Source organism: Tardiphaga sp. P4_G1 (assembly GCF_056401215.1).
Genome location: NZ_JBFUJU010000005.1, coordinates 185,609 through 202,377 on the forward strand (window position 1 = coordinate 185,609; position 16,769 = coordinate 202,377).

Here is a 16,769-nt window from a genome sequence, read left to right on the forward strand (position 1 = left end):
TGCGCTCCGGCGAAAGTGCCGCCTGCGGCAGATTTTGCCGGGCCGTTTACGATTGATTAACCATAAAAGACGACCTTTCCGGTTGGAGGTCCGTTTACGCTCGCGATGGTACTGAGCGGACGGCAAGCCGCCGTGGGCCGGGATCGGCCATTACCCTTGCTGGACACGCCGATGCGCATTTACGGACCGAACGGCACTACATTCGGAGCCCCGTCGTCAGGAGCGAAGAAAACCAGTTCGACCGGGTTTTCGTTGCCTGATGCGACACCCACCTCCGAGACCAAACCGACCGTAGCGCCCCGGGCGGCCAACAGCATCGATGCGCTTCTGGCCATGCAGAGCGTCGAAGATCCCATGGAGCGCCGCAAGCGCTCGGTGAAGCGCGGCCGCGGTGCGCTCGATGTCCTCGACGAACTCAAGATCGGCCTGCTCACGGGCTCGATCACTCCGGCCATGGTGGCGCGGTTGCGCAGTGCGGCAGCCAACCTCAAGGAATCATCCGGCGAGCCCGGTCTGGACGCCGTGCTGTCCGAGATCGAACTGCGGGTCGAAGTTGAGCTGGCCAAGGCCGGCCAGGTCTGATCCGTTCGGAGCGGCCCCAAGTCCGGCTGGAGCCGCACAAGGTACCGTCTCGCCCTTCACACAGCCCTTTGACCAAAGACCGGGCCGAGGGGGGCCACGTGCTGCAGCTGCACGGTTCCGGCCCTGAAACCCGGCGGTGGATGGCCGTTCCGGAGGTATCCTGACGTTATTGTCTGTCACATGACCTAGCTATATAAGCTGCGGCGCGGCCGGTCATTTCCGGCGCCTTGCACGCATAGATGGATTGGCCTTGGACAAGTTGAAAAGCTATCGCCCCTCCGAAAAAGAGCCTTTCATGAACGACCGGCAGCGCGACTATTTCCGTGCGAAATTGCTGGCCTGGAAGGAAGAAATCCTCCGTGAATCGAAACTCACCCTGCAGGCTTTGCAGGAGGAGAACGTCAATCACCCCGACCTCGCCGACCGTGCATCGTCGGAAACCGACCGCGCCATCGAACTGCGGGCACGTGATCGGCAGCGCAAGCTGATCTCCAAGATCGACGCCGCGCTGCTGCGCATCGAGGATAATACCTACGGCTATTGCGAGGAGACCGGCGAGCCGATTTCGCTCAAGCGGCTAGAAGCCCGCCCGATCGCAACACTCTCCGTGGAAGCTCAGGAGCGCCACGAGAAGCGCGAAAAGGTTTATCGCGACGAATAGTCTTTCCGATACCAAACGGCCGCCCCATCGGGCGGCCGTTTTTCATTTCGGAGTTCCGGAAGGCAATCACGCATGCTGTGCGATGCAGTGATCTGCGATGACTGCACTGCAGCACGGCGACATTCTTAAACACGGGAATATGAACGTCATCATTCGCCGATAGGACGTAGGCTGGATCCACAAAAAAACGGGAGGATGAACAATGGCTGCGCCTGCCTCTTATGATCCCGATACGATCGCGCTGATGCGGAATGTTCTTCAAAAGGTAGTCGCAAGGGTGCCGGAGCAGCACCGCACCTCCTGCAATCAGGCCGCGATCGCCTCGCGCATCCTTGCGACTGCTGCGCAGGGCCGGCGTTCTGAAGATGTCCTGACTACTGAGGCTCTGGCCGAGGTGAAGGAGATCTTCACCGGGCCTGCGGGGATGCGTCGGCTTCATGAAGACCTGACCAGGGTCTTCGGCTGAACTCCAGAATCGAGGAGTTGAGTGGCGCGAGCGTCGGTTCGCGCCAGCAACGCTGCGCAACGTTGCCAAGCAGGATGGTGGTCGCTACCCGTTAGTCATATGTCGGCATGAGCCGTGTGACGAGCGAAGGGACCGCCGATGGAAAAGTATCTCGCGATCGCCGAAATCCTGGCTTACGTCCGCCATAACCGCACGCCGCTCGCCGCATTGCCGCCAGACGCGGTCCCGCATGACGAGGCCGATGGCTATCGCGTACAGGACGCGCTTCACAATTTGCTGTCGCCCGATTTCGGCTTGCAGGTCGGTTACAAGATCGGCTGCACAAGCGCGGTGATGCAGCAATATCTCGGTATTTCGCATCCTTGCGCCGGCGGACTCTATATGAGCGGTGTTCATGCCGCCGGAACGTCGCTGCGCTACAACGATTATGTACATGTCGGCGTGGAGTGTGAAATTGCGGTCCAGCTCGCGAGCGATCTGATGCCGTCGGGCGAGCCGTTCACAGCTGATGACGTCGCAACAGCGATCGATGCCTACCATCCGGCTATCGAGATCGTCGATGATCGTTATGCGGACTGGCGCAGTATGGATGCGCCGACACTGATCGCAGATGATTTCTTTGCGGCAGGATGTGTTCTGGGTGCGCCTGTTACTCGTGGCAAGGCGCCTGATCTTCTGTCGGTGATTGGACGTGCCGTCGTTAACGGCACGGAAGTGGGGCGCGGCAATGGCGCCGATGTTCTTGGTCATCCACATCATGCACTGGCTTGGCTTGCCAACCATCTCGCGGCCCGAGACAAGATATTGCGCGCCGGAGACTTCGTACTGACGGGCAGCCTAGTGCAAACGGCGTGGCTCAATGCCGGAGATCACGTCCGAATGGAATTGCTCGGACTGGGCAGCGTCGAGGTGGATTTCAAGAGCTGACGTTCAGCGCTTCGCCTGACCGCATTTGGAGTCTGTCCAGAACGACGACGGCCTTCCGCCAGGGGAGCTGACGGAAGGCCGCGCGTGAACATCTCATCGCGTGGGAGCACGATGAGATGTGGGAGTTCGTAACGTTAGAAGGGCAGCAGCACGTCCATCACTTGCTGGCCGTAGCGCGGCTGCTGGACATCCGAAATCTGACCGCGACCGCCATAAGCGATGCGGGCCTGCGCGATCTTGGCGCTGTCGATGGTGTTGTCGCTCTGAATGTCTTCCGGACGCACGATGCCGGCGACGATCAKTTCGCGGATCTCGTAGTTGACGCGGATCTCCTGCTTGCCCTCGACTACGAGGTTGCCGTTCGGCAGCAATTGCGTGACCACAGCGGCGACGCTGGTTTGCAACGCTTCCTGCCGCGCCACCGATCCTTTGCCGTCGCTCGACGACGATCCATCAGCCGTCAGCAGACGGCCGGGCAGGACCGAGGCCGCCGAACCTGTCAGCAGTTTGCTGCCCGCAAAGTCGGTGATCCCCGAGTTTTCCGTATTGGTACGGCTGCGCTGGGTCTCGTTGGCGATATTGGCCTTGTCGGTGAAGTTCACGGTGACCGTCAGAATGTCGCCGATCTGGCGCGCGCGCTGATCCTTGAAGAACGCGCGCGATCCACTGCGCCACAAGGAGTTGGCGTTGTAGGACGCGACCTCCGGCTTCGGCATTGGCATCTGCACCGGCTTGTAGCCGGGCTGCGTCGTCGGGTTCTCGATCGCCGTGAGCGCGGGTTTCTCGCCGATGGACGCGAGACGGTCGATCGATGAACAGCCGCTGGCAGCAAGGCCGACCGTCAGAAGCGCAGCGCCGGTGGCGAAGGGACGATGGAACTGGAACATCAACTTTACTCAGCTTTTCGAGAAACAGGCACGTGGTCGTTGGCAGCGAGCGCGACGGGAGAGGTGGCAGCGGGAGAGTTGGCCAGGGGAGGTCTGGCCTGGGAGATTTTTTCGGACGGGAGGGACTCGCGGGTTGGGGCAAGAGTTGGCGCGGGAGCTTCGACTTGCGCGGGGAGACGCGGCGACGGAGCGGAAACGGCGACCTGGCCGCGGCCGACCACGACGCCGGAGACGGTGCGCTTGGACTGCAGGTTGATCACATTGACCACGTCGCCTTCGGTGCCGCCTTCGATGGCCTTGCCGCGGAGCGTGAGGTAGAGCCCGGCGGTTTCGTAGATCAGCGTCACCGCCTGATCGCGGGTGACGAGGTCAGGCTTGGCGAGGTCGGCATTGCGGATTGCCTGACCGGCGCGCAATTGGCGGCGGCTCTGCATGCCCACGGCGCGGTCGCGCGTTACGCCATCGTTGCCGACTTCGGCTTTCGGGCGACGCTCGATGACAACATCGGAAGATTTCAGCACTTCATTGCGTTCGACGCCGCGGACCAGCACCGCCGCTTCCACGGTCTCAACGGCACTGCCGGTGAAACGCAGCTTGGTGGCAGATACATTGGAATCGTTGCCGATCGCAAAGGTGACGTCGAAACGGCCGCTACGTGCGTCGAAGCGGGCCGCGACAGGCTGCAGTGCGCCGGTATTGCTGGCGTCAAGCTGCAGGCCCTGGACTTCGCGATCGAAGGTCAGGCTCAGATTGGCGGCGGCACCAAGGCCGTGGCGGTTCTCCAGCGCCTGCGCGACCTGGTTCTCGATATCTTTGCTCTCGATGCTACGCGACAGCCGCGTCACGGTGATGGACTTGAGCTCGCGTGTATCGACGCCAATCACCTGATGCTGCCGCAACGCCGCGATGACCTGCGCGGTTGACAGCGTGCCGACGGTGCCGAGATCGGGCGCCCGATAGATAGCGATCTGCGCGGTGGGGCCGGCATTGTCGATGACGTCGCCAATCCGCACCACGTCGCTGGACACGGTGACATTGGCGCGCAGCGTTGGCGATGCGATGACCTCGTCGCGCTGCGCCTGGCCGAGCGCAGCGGTGGCCGCTGCAGCGAGCAGGGCGGTGGCGAGGAGAAGCGAACGCATGGCTGATGTCATGATCATTCTCCTCAGCGGAACATGCCGGCGGTGGATTGCAGCATCTGGTCGGCCGCGCTGATGACCTTGGCGTTCATCTCATAGGCGCGCTGCGCAGCGATCAGGTCCGAAATTTCGGTGACGACTTCGACATTGGCCATTTCGAGGTTGCGCTGCTGCATGTCGCCGAAGCCGTCGGCATTGGCGACGCCGTCCTGCGGCGGACCGGAGGCAGGTGTTTCGGTGAACAGGTTGTCACCGATCGAATTGAGACCGGCCTTGTTGATGAAGCGGGTGAGGCTGATCTGGCCGAGAACGGTCGGGGTCGTCGAGCCCGGTACGATCACCGAGACCTGGCCCTGGGCATTGATCGAGAGTTGCGACGACGCCTGGGGAATCGAGATCGTCGGCTGCAGCAGGTTGCCCTGCGGGTTGACGATGCGGCCCTGCTGGTCAGTGGAAAACGTACCATCGCGGGTATAGGCGAAGGTGCCATCGGTGAGCTGGATCTTGAAGAAGCCTTCGCCGCGGACCGCGATATCGAGATCGCCGCCGGTCGCCGACAGCGTGCCCTGAGTCATCATGCGCGGAGTGCCGACGGTCTTCACACCGCCGCCGATGTCGACGCCGACCGGAATGACCGTGCCCTGATCCGATGCTTGCGCACCGACGCGGCGAACGTGATCGTAGATGAGGTCCTGGAATGCGGCACGCTGCTTCTTGAAGCCGGTCGTGCGCATGTTGGCGATATTGTTCGAGATGACCTGGACGTTGAGTTCCTGGGCCGCCATCCCGGTCGCGGCAGTGTAAAGAGCGCGCATGGGTCAGATTCCTTAAGCCGGAACGTCGGCAAGTTTTTCGATGGCGGAACGCCGCGCGTCGCCTTGCGACTGCAGCATGTTGGACAGCTCGGTATAGGCGCGGGTGACGTCGATCATCCGGGTCATTTCGACGACCGAGCTGACGTTCGACTTTTCGATGAAGCCCTGATTGAGCTTCGATGTGGTGGACGGCTGCGGATTGGCGCCGGGACCGGCCGAGAACAGGTTGGAGCCTTCCTTCACCAGCCGCTGGGGCTGCGCGAAGTTGACCATGCGAATCTTGCCGCGCACGGAGTCGATGCGGTTGATGCCTTCGAGCACCGTGACCGTGCCGTCTTGCGAGATGTTGATGTCGTGGTCGGTCTGCTGGAACACGATCGGGCCATTGGCGCCGAGCACCGGTGCGCCCGATGCAGTCACGAGCTGGCCCTGCGAATTGATCTGCATGCCGCCGTCGCGGGTGTAGCGCTCGCCGTTCGGGGTCTGCACCGCGAGGAAGGCGTTGCCGTCGATGGCAATATCCAGCGGATTCTTGGTCTGCTCGGTCGCGCCGCCGGTGAAATCATGCATCGTGGCGCGGTCCTGGACGAAGGACACGCGGCGGTCGCGGCCGACGAAGTTGTCTTCGCGGGCGGCCGGGCTCAGATATTCCTCGAAAATCGTCCGCTCGGCCTTGAAGCCGCTCGTGTTGATATTCGCAATGTTGTTCGCCACGACGTCCATCTGACGCCGAAGCGTCATCTGCCGTGACAGTCCGACGAGAAGCATATTCTCCATCGGTGGTTCTCCCCTAAGTTCGCGCGGGTCGCTCTCCCAAGCTCGCCGCGGATCCCGTAAACCGCACAGCTCTCCCAAGCCGCGGTTCGCAGACTACTTAGCGAAAGCCGTGCCAAGTCAAAAAGCTGATATTTTTCAATTTGTTGGTGGTTTTCAGGGCGCGAAAGCAGGCGGCAGAAAGGTCTTGTTGACCATATTTGCCGGCAGAATTTTCCTAGTTGAGCGTCAAAAGAAAGATTCCGTTAACCATTGCGACCTAGCGTCACGATCACACAGGGCCTTGGGCGCTGGCAGCATTTGTATCGCGTCTTTATTGCCTGCTTTGCAGCATCGAGCTCATCCCAACCCCGGACGGGCAGGCGATGGCGGATACGGAAACTTCAGAAAGCACCCCGACCGGGGACGAGGCGGCAGCTCCCAAGAGCAAATTCAAGCTGATCGCAATCGTCGCGGGCGTGCTGGTGCTTGCAGCGGGCGGTGGCGGCTGGTTCTTCCTGAAGGGGCACCCTAAGGAAGAGAAGAAAGAGGCGGCGCCGGCTGCGAAGCCGCTCGCCTTCATCGATGTGCCGGAAATCCTGGTGAACCTTGCCGGTCAGCCGGGCGAGCGCGTGCAATATCTCAAGGCCAAGATCGTGCTCGAGGTGAAGGAAGCGCCGCTCGTGGCGCAGATCACGCCGTCGATGCCGCGCATCACCGACATGTTCCAGGTTTACCTGCGCGAACTGCGCACCACCGATCTGAACGGCTCCGTTGGCATGTTCCGGCTGAAGGAAGAGCTGACGCGGCGCGTCAATGCCGCGATCTCTCCTCATCACGTGAACGCTGTGCTGTTCAAGGAAATCCTCATTCAGTGAGGAATTGGATTTAGGCTGATGTCTACCGAACAGGTCGATCAGGACGCAATTGCCGCCGAATGGGAAGCGTCTCTGGATTCAGAGGATCCCGTTGAGGCGGCGAAAGCGGCTGCCGAAAACGAACTCACCGGCACTATGGCGGAGCAATGGGCCGCCATGGTCGAGGACGGCGGTCGCGATATCGGCGGCGGCAAGAACGGCGGCGAGCGCGTTCTCTCGCAGGAAGAAATCGACAACCTCCTCGGCTTCAGCGTCAACGAGGTTCATCTCGACGAGAATTCCGGCATTCGCGCCATCATCGATTCCTCGATGGTGTCGTATGAGCGTCTGCCGATGCTCGAAATCGTGTTCGACCGTCTGGTGCGGTTGATGACCACGAGCCTGCGCAATTTCACCTCCGACAACGTCGAAGTCTCGCTCGATCGCATCACTTCGGTGCGTTTCGGTGACTATATGAATTCGATTCCGCTGCCCGCCGTGCTGTGCGTGTTCAAGGCAGAGGAGTGGGAGAATTTTGGTCTCGCCACCGTCGATTCCAGCCTGATCTATTCGATGATCGACGTGCTGCTCGGAGGCCGCCGCGGTCAGGCTTCGCTGCGCATCGAGGGCCGTCCCTACACCACCATCGAAACCAATCTGGTGAAGCGCCTTATCGAAGTCGTGCTGGCGGATGCTGAGCAGGCGTTCCGGCCACTGTCGCCCGTGGCCTTCACCATCGACCGGCTTGAGACCAATCCGCGCTTTGCCGCCATCAGCCGTCCAGCCAATGCCGCCATCCTGGTGCGCCTGCATATCGACATGGAAGATCGCGGCGGCAATATCGAATTGCTGCTGCCCTATGCGACGATCGAGCCGATCCGCGCCGTGCTCATGCAGATGTTCATGGGCGAAAAATTCGGCCGTGATCCGATCTGGGAAAGCCATCTCGCCACTGAAATTGCTCAGGCCGAGATCGCCGTCGACGCCGTGCTGTATGAGGCGGAGATCCCGTTGAAGCAGCTGATGCTTCTCAAAGTGGGTGATACGCTGCCGCTGGAAATGCGGGCGGATGCCCTTGTTGCCGTCCGTTGTGGAGCCGTGACCTTGACTGAAGGTCGCATGGGCCGTGTCGGCGACCGCGTTGCCATTAGAGTCACGAAACAATTACGCAAGCCTAACACAACCTTCGCCATGTTTGAGAAGGCTGATGAGCAAACTAAATTGATGGAGGCACAATGAGTCATTCATTAGGAATTGTGATCGAGAGCCTGGTTGCGGTGCTTCTGATCCTGACCATCGCCTATTGCATGTTGCTCAATAAGCGCCTGAAGCGCCTCAAGGCGGACGAGCAATCGTTGAAGGCCACGATCGGCGAGCTCATCACCGTGACCGAGATCGCCGAGCGTGCGATCGGCGGACTCAAGCTTACCGTGCGCGACGTCAATGAGAATCTGGGCAGCCAGATTTCGGCGGCAACGGCGCTGGCCGATCAACTGAAAGCCCAGCTCGCCGAGAGCGACGCTGTCGTGCGCCGGCTGTCGAAGATTGCGGTGGCGGCACGGCCGCTCACCGAAACCGACCCTGATGCGCCGCGGGTATCCGCAGCGCGGGCCAATGCCGCGGCAGCGCAGGCGTTTGCCGAACGGAGGAGGCCTGACGGCATCGCTGCATGAAAGCTTTTCGGGACGTTCGTATTCTTCCTGTCGTCTTGGTGGCGGTTTTCGGGCTGGCGATTCTCAAGATCGCCGGCCTGGTGATCGATGGCGGCTACGTGTTCAACTACGATCCGCAGCCGCAGCCTACGAAAGGATCGTGGGCGCAGGAGATGTTCAACTTCCCGGGCGGCAAGCCAGTGGACGGCGATATTACCGGCTCGGTGTCAGCCAAGAAGGAAGAGCCGAAGCCCGCGGTAGCGGCGCCTGCAGCGATCGAACCGACCAGCAACCCGCCTGTCGAACTGTCTCCTCAAATCTCGCCGGCCGAACGGGCGATCCTCGAACGGCTGCAAGCGCGCCGTCAGGAGCTGGAAGCGCGTGCACGCGAGATCGACATTCGCGAGAGCCTGCTGAAGGCTGCAGAGAAGCGCATCGAAACCCGTGTCGATGAATTGAAGGGCGTCGAAGCCGGTATCAAGACGGCGAACGACCAGAAGAGCGAAGTCGATGCCGCCCGCTTCAAGGGTATCGTCACCATGTATGAAAGCATGAAGCCGAAGGACGCGGCGAAGATCTTCGACCGGCTGGAAATGCCGGTGCTGTTCGAGATCGCCTCGCAGATTGCGCCTCGGAAGATGTCCGACATTCTCGGTCTGATGCAGCCGGAAGCCGCCGAACGCCTCACCGTTGAACTGGCGCGCCGCGCCTCGGGCGGCGAACGATCTGCCGCGGCGGTCGAACTGCCCAAGATCGAAGGCAGGCCGATCCAGCAGGGCCGGAATTAAAGAAATTAATTAACAAATCCTTAGAGCGCGGAATCTAGATTCAACACAGGGCGGGCGACTGGTCGTCCTTCGAGCATCGGGCTGAGAGACACTTCTGAATGGCACGGACGGCTGCCGTTGCATGTTGGACGCAAGCTCGCGCATGGACGCGGGCCGTTCGACGTTGCGTGGTGGTCGCGGGCATTGTCTGTCTTGCGCTGTCGTTCCCGGATGCCGCATCTGCGCAAGCGGTGAGGGGCACCGCCAGCATGGGCACGTCGGGCGGCTATGGCCGCATCGTGCTGAAGCTTGCCGAGGACGTGGAGTCCGAGGTGACGCAAGCCGGCACCATTCTCGTCATTCGCTTCAAGCGGCCGGTCGATATTCCTGTCGAGATTCTCGGCGATGCCGCCCCCGACTATATCGGCTCCGCACGCCGCGATCCCGATGGCACGGCGATCCGTCTCGCTTTGTCACGCAGGGTGACCGTCAATTCGATGACGGCGGGTGAGCGCATCTTCATCGATCTGTTGCCCGACAGCTGGAAGGGCATGCCGCCCGGTTTGCCGCAGGATGTGGTCAAGGAATTGTCGGAGCGTGCGCGCGCGGCAGAGCGTGCCTTGCGCCAGCAACGCGCTGCCGCGGAAAGCCAGAAGAAGCCGCCGATCCGCGTACGCGCATCCGTGCAGCCGACCTTCGTGCGCTTCGTGTTCGAGACTGGCGGCGTCGGTGTGTCGTCGGTGCTGAACGAGAAGACGCTGACGCTGACCTTCAATGCCGGTCTGGTGTTCGATCTCGCCGATGCCAAACTGTCTGCACCCGCCAATGTCGCATCGATCGGTCAGGCGATGGACGGCAACCGGACCGCCGTCGAGATCGGCTTGATCGGCGACGTCGATGTGAAGTCGTTCCGCGAGGACAAGAGCTACGTCGTCGACATCGGCTTCCAGCAGAATGAAAAGCCGTCGCCGCTGGCCAAGCTGCCGGTGGCCGCTCCTGCGGACGAGAAACCGCCGGTCGCGGCGAAGCCTACCGAGGTCGAGAAGCCCGCCAGCGTTCCGGCACAGCGCTCCGGCGAGATCGTGCCGCCGACCTCCGAGACGATCGCAAAAGAGATCGTTCCGGAGAAGAAGGTCGAGGTTGCGACGGCTGCACCGGCAGCGCCCGTCGCGGCAGCGAAGCCGGAAGAGCCAAAGCCCGAGGCGGCCAAGGTCGCTGAATCACCCAAGCCTGCGCCGGCAGCCGAGCCTGTTGTCGTAGCTCCTGCCAAAGAAACAGCGCCGCCTGCGCCTGTCGTTGCGGCGGCCCCCGCTGCTGCATCCGTTGCTGCTGCGCCGACCGAACCGGCGGGCATGCCGGTTGAGGTCAAGCGCAGCAGCGACGGCGTGCGCATAGCCTTTGCCTTTCCATCGCAAACGCCGGTCGCTTTGTTTCGTCGCGGCGATATCCTGTGGCTGGTGGCAGATTCGACGCGGCCCATCGACACCGCGCCGATCCGCCGCGACAGCGGATCGATCATTGCCGATGTGAGCACGATCCCGCTGGAGAAGGGGCAGGCGATCCGCATCCGCCTTAATCGCCCACAACTGGCTTCGCTCACGACCGACGATCCTGCCGGCGCGGGACAGGCCTGGTCGCTGATGCTGGCCGATACACGTCAGACGCCGTCGCAGCCGCTGTCCGCCGTGCGCAACATTGCCGATCCCACGCGCGCCAGCGTGCAGGTGTCATTGGCCAAGCCCGGTCTGAAACATCGCCTGGTCGACCCGGATGCGGGCGATACGCTCAACATTATCACCGCGTTGCCACCATCGCGCGGATTTATCCGCCGCCAGGACTTCGTTGAATTCTCGTTGCTGGAATCGATTCACGGCGTCGTGGTTCAGGTGAACTCCGACGACGTGTCCGTTGAAGCCAGTATCGACAAGGTGATGCTCACCAAGCCCGGCGGCCTGACGCTGTCGGCAGCCGATGCGGCGCCGCAGCGCGCCTCGACGGTCGCCCGGCCGATCTTCGATGTCGGCCAGTGGCGCAAGGATCAGGAAGGCCCGTTCAACGCGCGCTTCGACGAGTTGATTGACGCGATGTCATCAGCCGAAGCTAGTTCGCTGCCGCAGGCGCGGATGGATCTGGCCAAATTCTACATGGCACGCGGCATGTACCACGAGGCCAAGGGCGTCGCCGATCTCGCGATCGCGGACACCAAGGTCGGCGAGGAGAGCCCTGTCGCGCTGATCGTTCATGCGGTGGCCAGCGCGATGATGGGGCGTCCCGAACAAACCCTGAAGGATATCGCCAATCCGGTGCTCGGGCCGGGTTACGATGGCGAATTGTGGAAGGCGCTCGCCTACGCCAAGCAGGAAAAATGGGTCGAGGCGCGCGAGCGTTTCAAAAATGCCGAGTTCACGCTCGCCGCGCTGCCGGCCGATCTGCAACGCGCGGCCTTGATGCTGGCGCTGCGGGCCTCGCTCGAGGTCAAGGACTATGCGGGCGCGTCGTCGCGCGGCAGTGAGCTCGAAACGGTCGGCATCTCGCCGGAGATCAAGCCCGCGGCCATGCTGCTCAGCGGCTGGCTCGATGAGGCGCTCGGCCGGGAGAAGGATGCGCTGTCGAAGTATCAGGACGTCACCGGGTCGGTGGATCGTCAATCCGCAGCGGAAGCCAAGCTGCGCGAAATCAATTTGCGCCAGAAGCGCAACGAGATCAGCAGCGAGGACGCGCTGCATGATCTCGAAGTGCTGGCGGTGACATGGCGCGGCGATGGCACGGAAGTGCAGGTGCTGCAGATCCTGTCACGCATGTATGCCGAACTCGGCCGCTACAATGACTCGCTGCTGGCTGCCCGCACAGCCACCGAGCGCCAGGCCAACAGCGAAGCCGCGCGCCAGGTGCAGGACGAAGCTCAGGCGCTATTCTCGCAGATCTATCTGTCGCCAAAGGGTGACAGTCTGCCGCCGGTCGATGCGCTGGCGATGTTCTACGAGTTTCGTGAGCTGACACCGATCGGCCGTCGCGGTGACGAGATGATCCGCCGTCTTGCAGATCGTCTCGTAGCTGTCGATCTGCTCGATCAGGCCGCCGAGCTATTGCAGTATCAGGTCGATCACCGTCTCGAAGGCGCTGCGCGCTCGCAGGTCGCTGCACGTCTGGCGATGGTTTATCTGATGAGCCGCAAGCCCGACCGCGCCATCGCCGCGCTGCGCACCACGCGGATCGCCGATCTCAATGGCGAGCTACGTCAACAACGGCTGCTGCTCGAGGCGCGGGCACAGAGCGACATCGGCCGCCGCGAACTGGCGCTCGACATCATCTCTCATGTCACCGGGCGCGAAGCGATCCGGCTCCGCTCGGATATCTACTGGTCGTCGCGGCGCTGGCGCGAGGCCTCAGAGCAGATCGAACTCTATTATGGCGACCGCTGGCGGGATTTCTCGCCGCTGACGCCAAGCGAAAAGAGTGACATCATCCGTGCTGTCGTGGGTTATGCGCTGGCGGAAGACGCCCTCGGTCTCGCGCGTTTCCGCGAAAAGTATGCGCCGCTGATGAATGTCGGTGCCGACAAGATCGCCTTCGACACCGCGAGCAAGCCGACCTCGACCAACTCTTCGGAATTTGCCGCCATTGCCAAGATGGCCGCGTCCGTCGATACGCTCGACGGCTTCCTGCGCGAGATGAAGACGCGCTTCCCCGAAAGCAGCGCCAAGGCGATCCTGCCAGGTGCCAGTGCCGATCCGATGCCGACCGGCTCGGTGCCGCCGCGACCGCTGGTCAATGTCCGCAAGATCGAGATGACGCGGTAGAGGATAAGCCTCGCTACTGTCCGTAACTCTGCACCAGACTGCCGGCGACCAGCGACCAGCCATCCACCAGCACGAAGAAGATCAGCTTGAACGGCAGTGACACCACCGCCGGTGGCAGCATCATCATGCCCATCGCCATCAAGACCGAGGCGACCACGAGATCGATGATCAGGAAGGGCAGGAACAGCAGGAAGCCGATCTCGAAAGCGCGCTTCAGCTCGGAGATCATGAAGGCCGGCACAAGGATGCGGAGCGACAGGTCGTCAGGCGTCGCTGGAATTGGCTCGCCCGACAAATCCATGAACAGCTTGAGATCCTTCTCGCGCACGTTCTTCTGCATGAAGCCGCGCAGCGGAATGGATGCACGCACCAGGGCTTGTTCGACGGTGATGTCGTTGGAGATCAGCGGCTTGATACCGTCGTCATAGGAACGTTGTAGCACCGGTCCCATCACGAAAGCCGTAAGGAACATCGCCAGCGCGATGATCACCGAGTTCGGCGGAGCCGTCGCTGTACCCAATGCGGTGCGCAGCAGCGACAGCACGACCACGATGCGTGTGAATGACGTCATCATGATCAGGATCGACGGTGCGATCGACAGCACCGTCAACAACGCAATCATCTGCACCGCACGTTCGGTGACGCCGCCGCCACCGCCGCCGAGATTGATGCTGATGTCCTGCGCCATCGCGGGACCTGTGAGGGTCCCGGCGGCGATCAGAACTGAAAGGAAAAATACTCTACGCGGGAGGTTCGCCGAACTCACGAACTGGACTTTGGCCGTCCCAGCAGGGAGGCCATCTCGTCTTCGAGATTTTCAAAACCCGATTTGACCGGCGGGACGACTGGCGGCGCCTCCGCACGGGCAGGGCTGGCGATCGAGACTTCCGGCGATCGCGAAGCCGGACGGATCGATGGTGCCTCAGGCGCCACCGACGGAGCGCCGACCCGGGGCTCAGGCGCATCCTGGCGGGTTTCGCCGGCAGGGCGGCGCAAGGCTGCTTCGAGGCGCTGCGCCATATCGGCGAGGTTCTGATCGGCAGACGACACGGGTGCTGCCGGAGCGGGCGCAGGGGCTGGCGTCGGTGCGGATGGCGCGACGATCGGGGCGGGCGTTGGGGCAGCAACAACCGGAGCGGGCGGTGTCGGTGCTGCTGCGACGGGACGGTCCGGCGTGCGGGGCTGCGGCGTGGTGCGGATCGGCGGATCGGCACGCATCGGGCGCGGCATCATTGGCTCGCTACGTGGCATCTCGGCACGTGGCATTTCACTTCGCGGAATCGGCCGCTGCGGGAAAAGGTCGTTGCGTGGGGCCGGTTCGGGGCGCGGCGCAGGTTCCGGCGCTAGGCTGGCCACCGGATCGGGACGACGCTCCGGCAAAGGCGCGGCCGGGCGGCGTGGCTCTTCGATAAAGGAGGGGCGCGCGGGACGCGGCGCTGGCTCCGGTACATGCGGTTCGGAATCGAAGCCGGAGTCGTTGCTCTCTGCCCAGCTCGGGGCTTCAGGCAGCGATGGGCCACGGCTTGCCACATCGGCGGCGAGGCCGCCGCGCTGCGGGGCCTGCTCGCGGCCGGGCATGGCGCGGACGATATTGGGCTCGACGACGATGTCCGACGGGCCACCGATCATCAGCAGGTGTTCGACATTGTCGCGGCGGACCAGCACCAGGCGGCGGCGGCCGTCCACGGCGGCGGCATCGATCACCGCGAGTCGCGGCAAGCGCCCGCGGCTGGTGTTGTTGCCCAGCCGGTTGCCAGCGAATCGGCGCACCAGCCAGGCGGTAAGCCCGATCAGCGCCAGCACGACAACGAAGGCCAAGATAAATTGCACCGATGATTGCATCATAAAGTCCCCAGCCAGACAGGGGGGCTGCAACGTCCACGTCCAGAGCTGGAGGTGTCATACCCCCGCACGCCCCGCACGCAGCGTGAATCACGCCCCATCTGTTAACGCCCCACGGCAGAACCTGCCGTTGGTTAATAATAAACTATGAATCGCCGCAGCCAAAACGACTTCTGCCGCCCCGTCGTATGGCCGATGGGGATGGTTAATCGGCCAATTCAGGCAAAAAAGCGTTGGCATTTGCGAAAAACGTCAATTTTGCAGCATTCATTTACGGTTCGGTAACAAGTACCGCCGGAAATTAACTTCGTATTAACCATGCAGGCGGCAAATTCTGCCTAGCTCAGGACACTCCGTCCGGGCGGGCGGAGAAGGCCGATGGCGATCAGCGACATGCCGATGTTGTCGGCGCTGCGCACCAAGATGCAGTGGCATCAGGAGCGCCAGCGTGTGCTGGCCGAAAATATCTCCAATTCGGACACTCCGAACTTCCGCCCCCGCGATCTCGTGGAACCGAAATTCGACAAGGCCGGGAACACGTCCGTCACCGCCGGCGGCATGGGCTCGCTGCCGATGATGCGCGCCGCCGGCACCAACATCCTGCCGACCGGAGGCTCGGCCTCTTTCAACCAGAACAGCCGGGTCGGCTACGAGACCCGCCCCGCCGGCAATGCCGTCAATCTGGAAGACGAGATGCTCAAGGTCTCGGCCAACCAGATGGACTATGCCGCCGCAACCTCGCTCTACACCCGCAGCCTCGGTCTGTTGAAGACCGCTATCGGCAAGCGCTGACGCCGCCGCGCGCATAAAGGGAGCTCATCATGGCAGACGATATCAGCGACTTCTCGCGTTCCATGGGCATCGCGACCTCCGGTCTGCGCGCCCAGGCGGGCCGCATGCGGGTGATTTCGGAAAACATCGCGAATGCGCAGTCCACAGCGCAGACTTCGGGTGGCGACCCCTATCGCCGCAAGGTGCCGACCTTCAAATCCGAGCTGGACCGCTCGCTGGATGCCCGCATCGTCGGTCTCGGCCGCATCAGGCCCGACCAGTCTGCGTTTCCCACGCGCTATGAGCCCGGCAATCCCGCGGCGGATGCCGCCGGTAACGTCAAGTACCCCAACGTGAACTCGCTGGTGGAAATGACGGACATGAAGGAAGCGCAGCGCTCCTACGAAGCCAATCTCAACATCATCAGCGCCACGCGCCGGATGATCCAACGCACGCTCGACATCCTCAAGGCCTGAACAGGACAGCTGAACCATGGCAACTCCCTCTGTCGCCGCCAATGCTTACTCGGCCCTCTCGCGCATCATAGACGCCGGCGGCGGCGTCGGTGGCGGTCTCAACAAGGCGGCGGACGCCGGTGGTGGTCAGTCGTTCGGCGCGGTCCTCAAGGACGCGCTGGGCAGCGTGCTCGATTCCGGCCGCAAGTCGGATGCGCAGACCATCGCAATGGCCAACGGCAAGGCCAATGTGATGGACGTGGTCACGGCAGTTGCGGAAACCGACGTCGCCGTGTCGACGCTGGTCTCGGTGCGCGATCGCGTCATCCAGTCCTACGAAGACATCATGAAGATGCCGATCTGATCTTCCTCATCACGAACACCGCGTAACACAA

The 16,769-nt window shown here is 62.4% G+C and carries 18 protein-coding genes; 12 read left to right on the forward strand and 6 right to left on the reverse strand.

Going from position 1 to position 16,769, the window contains the following annotated elements; all coding sequences use genetic code 11:
• The first annotated feature begins 171 nt into the window (after positions 1–171).
• The 4 genes from AC1DUY_RS13555 to AC1DUY_RS13570 all read left to right on the forward strand — a co-directional run bounded on the left by AC1DUY_RS13555 (position 172) and on the right by AC1DUY_RS13570 (position 2,636).
• Positions 172–582 (forward strand): flagellar assembly protein FliX, encoded by a 411-nt coding sequence (locus AC1DUY_RS13555; protein WP_478114873.1) that lies wholly within the window; start codon positions 172–174, stop codon positions 580–582.
• 250 nt (positions 583–832) lie between these two features.
• Complete coding sequence (dksA, locus tag AC1DUY_RS13560) at positions 833–1,243, forward strand: RNA polymerase-binding protein DksA (RefSeq protein WP_068735634.1); 411 nt, start codon at positions 833–835, stop codon at positions 1,241–1,243.
• A gap of 202 nt (positions 1,244–1,445) precedes the next feature.
• Positions 1,446–1,709: a hypothetical protein gene (locus AC1DUY_RS13565; protein WP_120291376.1), complete on the forward strand. Its 264-nt coding sequence runs from the start codon at positions 1,446–1,448 to the stop codon at positions 1,707–1,709.
• 138 nt (positions 1,710–1,847) lie between these two features.
• Positions 1,848–2,636, forward strand: a complete 789-nt coding sequence (locus AC1DUY_RS13570) for a 2-keto-4-pentenoate hydratase (protein WP_478114876.1) — start codon at positions 1,848–1,850, stop codon at positions 2,634–2,636.
• 134 nt (positions 2,637–2,770) lie between these two features.
• Here the strand turns inward: AC1DUY_RS13570 and flgH are convergent, their stop codons facing one another.
• From flgH to flgF, 4 genes are read right to left on the reverse strand one after another with little or no spacing between them, the layout of a single operon-like run.
• Complete coding sequence (gene flgH, locus AC1DUY_RS13575) at positions 2,771–3,523, reverse strand: flagellar basal body L-ring protein FlgH (RefSeq protein ID WP_478114878.1); 753 nt, start codon at positions 3,521–3,523, stop codon at positions 2,771–2,773.
• A 5-nt stretch (positions 3,524–3,528) separates the two neighbouring features.
• On the reverse strand, positions 3,529–4,677 hold the full coding sequence (gene flgA, locus AC1DUY_RS13580) for a flagellar basal body P-ring formation chaperone FlgA (protein WP_478114880.1): 1,149 nt from the start codon (positions 4,675–4,677) through the stop codon (positions 3,529–3,531).
• Positions 4,678–4,688: 11 nt separating this feature from the next.
• A complete protein-coding gene (gene flgG / locus AC1DUY_RS13585) occupies positions 4,689–5,477 on the reverse strand; it encodes a flagellar basal-body rod protein FlgG (protein WP_089265180.1) in 789 nt (262 codons plus the stop codon).
• Positions 5,478–5,489: 12 nt separating this feature from the next.
• Positions 5,490–6,254 (reverse strand): flagellar basal-body rod protein FlgF, encoded by a 765-nt coding sequence (flgF, locus tag AC1DUY_RS13590; protein ID WP_093756620.1) that lies wholly within the window; start codon positions 6,252–6,254, stop codon positions 5,490–5,492.
• A gap of 362 nt (positions 6,255–6,616) precedes the next feature.
• Here flgF and fliL point away from each other — a divergent pair, with 362 nt between their 5' ends.
• The 5 genes from fliL to AC1DUY_RS13615 all read left to right on the forward strand — a co-directional run bounded on the left by fliL (position 6,617) and on the right by AC1DUY_RS13615 (position 13,306).
• Positions 6,617–7,108: a flagellar basal body-associated protein FliL gene (fliL, locus tag AC1DUY_RS13595; protein ID WP_093756619.1), complete on the forward strand. Its 492-nt coding sequence runs from the start codon at positions 6,617–6,619 to the stop codon at positions 7,106–7,108.
• A gap of 18 nt (positions 7,109–7,126) precedes the next feature.
• Positions 7,127–8,326, forward strand: coding sequence for a flagellar motor switch protein FliM (gene fliM / locus AC1DUY_RS13600; RefSeq protein ID WP_410001823.1), 1,200 nt, complete (start codon positions 7,127–7,129; stop codon positions 8,324–8,326).
• Complete coding sequence (locus tag AC1DUY_RS13605) at positions 8,323–8,760, forward strand: DUF6468 domain-containing protein (RefSeq protein ID WP_089265176.1); 438 nt, start codon at positions 8,323–8,325, stop codon at positions 8,758–8,760. The genes fliM and AC1DUY_RS13605 overlap by 4 nt, the downstream gene beginning before the upstream one ends.
• Positions 8,757–9,527 carry a MotE family protein gene (locus tag AC1DUY_RS13610; protein ID WP_089265175.1) on the forward strand — a complete coding sequence of 257 codons (771 nt, stop codon included), beginning with the start codon at positions 8,757–8,759 and terminating at the stop codon, positions 9,525–9,527. Before AC1DUY_RS13605 ends, AC1DUY_RS13610 begins: the two co-directional genes overlap by 4 nt.
• Before the next feature lie 98 nt (positions 9,528–9,625).
• Positions 9,626–13,306 (forward strand): tetratricopeptide repeat protein, encoded by a 3,681-nt coding sequence (locus tag AC1DUY_RS13615; RefSeq protein ID WP_478114884.1) that lies wholly within the window; start codon positions 9,626–9,628, stop codon positions 13,304–13,306.
• 13 nt (positions 13,307–13,319) lie between these two features.
• Here AC1DUY_RS13615 and fliP read toward each other — a convergent pair whose 3' ends face one another.
• Positions 13,320–14,072, reverse strand: a complete 753-nt coding sequence (gene fliP / locus AC1DUY_RS13620) for a flagellar type III secretion system pore protein FliP (RefSeq protein WP_115029880.1) — start codon at positions 14,070–14,072, stop codon at positions 13,320–13,322.
• Complete coding sequence (locus AC1DUY_RS13625; RefSeq protein ID WP_478114886.1) at positions 14,069–15,151, reverse strand: flagellar biosynthetic protein FliO; 1,083 nt, start codon at positions 15,149–15,151, stop codon at positions 14,069–14,071. The genes fliP and AC1DUY_RS13625 overlap by 4 nt, the downstream gene beginning before the upstream one ends.
• 375 nt (positions 15,152–15,526) lie before the next feature.
• Here AC1DUY_RS13625 and flgB point away from each other — a divergent pair, with 375 nt between their 5' ends.
• From flgB to fliE, 3 genes are read left to right on the forward strand one after another with little or no spacing between them, the layout of a single operon-like run.
• A complete protein-coding gene (flgB, locus tag AC1DUY_RS13630) occupies positions 15,527–15,940 on the forward strand; it encodes a flagellar basal body rod protein FlgB (protein WP_093756616.1) in 414 nt (137 codons plus the stop codon).
• Positions 15,941–15,969: 29 nt separating this feature from the next.
• Complete coding sequence (flgC, locus tag AC1DUY_RS13635) at positions 15,970–16,395, forward strand: flagellar basal body rod protein FlgC (RefSeq protein ID WP_089265171.1); 426 nt, start codon at positions 15,970–15,972, stop codon at positions 16,393–16,395.
• Between the two features lie 16 nt (positions 16,396–16,411).
• Positions 16,412–16,738: a flagellar hook-basal body complex protein FliE gene (fliE, locus tag AC1DUY_RS13640; RefSeq protein WP_478114889.1), complete on the forward strand. Its 327-nt coding sequence runs from the start codon at positions 16,412–16,414 to the stop codon at positions 16,736–16,738.
• Positions 16,739–16,769: the final 31 nt, after the last annotated feature.

Excerpts from the sequence above, each read along its gene's own strand:
- AC1DUY_RS13555 (WP_478114873.1), top strand. The coding sequence starts at position 172 with ATGCGCATTTACGGACCGAACGGCACTACATTCGGAGCCCCGTCGTCA.
- AC1DUY_RS13565 (WP_120291376.1), top strand. The coding sequence starts at position 1,446 with ATGGCTGCGCCTGCCTCTTATGATCCCGATACGATCGCGCTGATGCGG.
- AC1DUY_RS13570 (WP_478114876.1), top strand. The coding sequence starts at position 1,848 with ATGGAAAAGTATCTCGCGATCGCCGAAATCCTGGCTTACGTCCGCCAT.
- flgA (WP_478114880.1), bottom strand. The coding sequence starts at position 4,677 with ATGACATCAGCCATGCGTTCGCTTCTCCTCGCCACCGCCCTGCTCGCT.
- flgG (WP_089265180.1), bottom strand. The coding sequence starts at position 5,477 with ATGCGCGCTCTTTACACTGCCGCGACCGGGATGGCGGCCCAGGAACTC.
- flgF (WP_093756620.1), bottom strand. The coding sequence starts at position 6,254 with ATGGAGAATATGCTTCTCGTCGGACTGTCACGGCAGATGACGCTTCGG.
- fliL (WP_093756619.1), top strand. The coding sequence starts at position 6,617 with ATGGCGGATACGGAAACTTCAGAAAGCACCCCGACCGGGGACGAGGCG.
- fliM (WP_410001823.1), top strand. The coding sequence starts at position 7,127 with ATGTCTACCGAACAGGTCGATCAGGACGCAATTGCCGCCGAATGGGAA.
- AC1DUY_RS13605 (WP_089265176.1), top strand. The coding sequence starts at position 8,323 with ATGAGTCATTCATTAGGAATTGTGATCGAGAGCCTGGTTGCGGTGCTT.
- AC1DUY_RS13610 (WP_089265175.1), top strand. The coding sequence starts at position 8,757 with ATGAAAGCTTTTCGGGACGTTCGTATTCTTCCTGTCGTCTTGGTGGCG.
- AC1DUY_RS13615 (WP_478114884.1), top strand. The coding sequence starts at position 9,626 with ATGGCACGGACGGCTGCCGTTGCATGTTGGACGCAAGCTCGCGCATGG.
- AC1DUY_RS13625 (WP_478114886.1), bottom strand. The coding sequence starts at position 15,151 with ATGATGCAATCATCGGTGCAATTTATCTTGGCCTTCGTTGTCGTGCTG.
- flgB (WP_093756616.1), top strand. The coding sequence starts at position 15,527 with ATGGCGATCAGCGACATGCCGATGTTGTCGGCGCTGCGCACCAAGATG.
- flgC (WP_089265171.1), top strand. The coding sequence starts at position 15,970 with ATGGCAGACGATATCAGCGACTTCTCGCGTTCCATGGGCATCGCGACC.
- fliE (WP_478114889.1), top strand. The coding sequence starts at position 16,412 with ATGGCAACTCCCTCTGTCGCCGCCAATGCTTACTCGGCCCTCTCGCGC.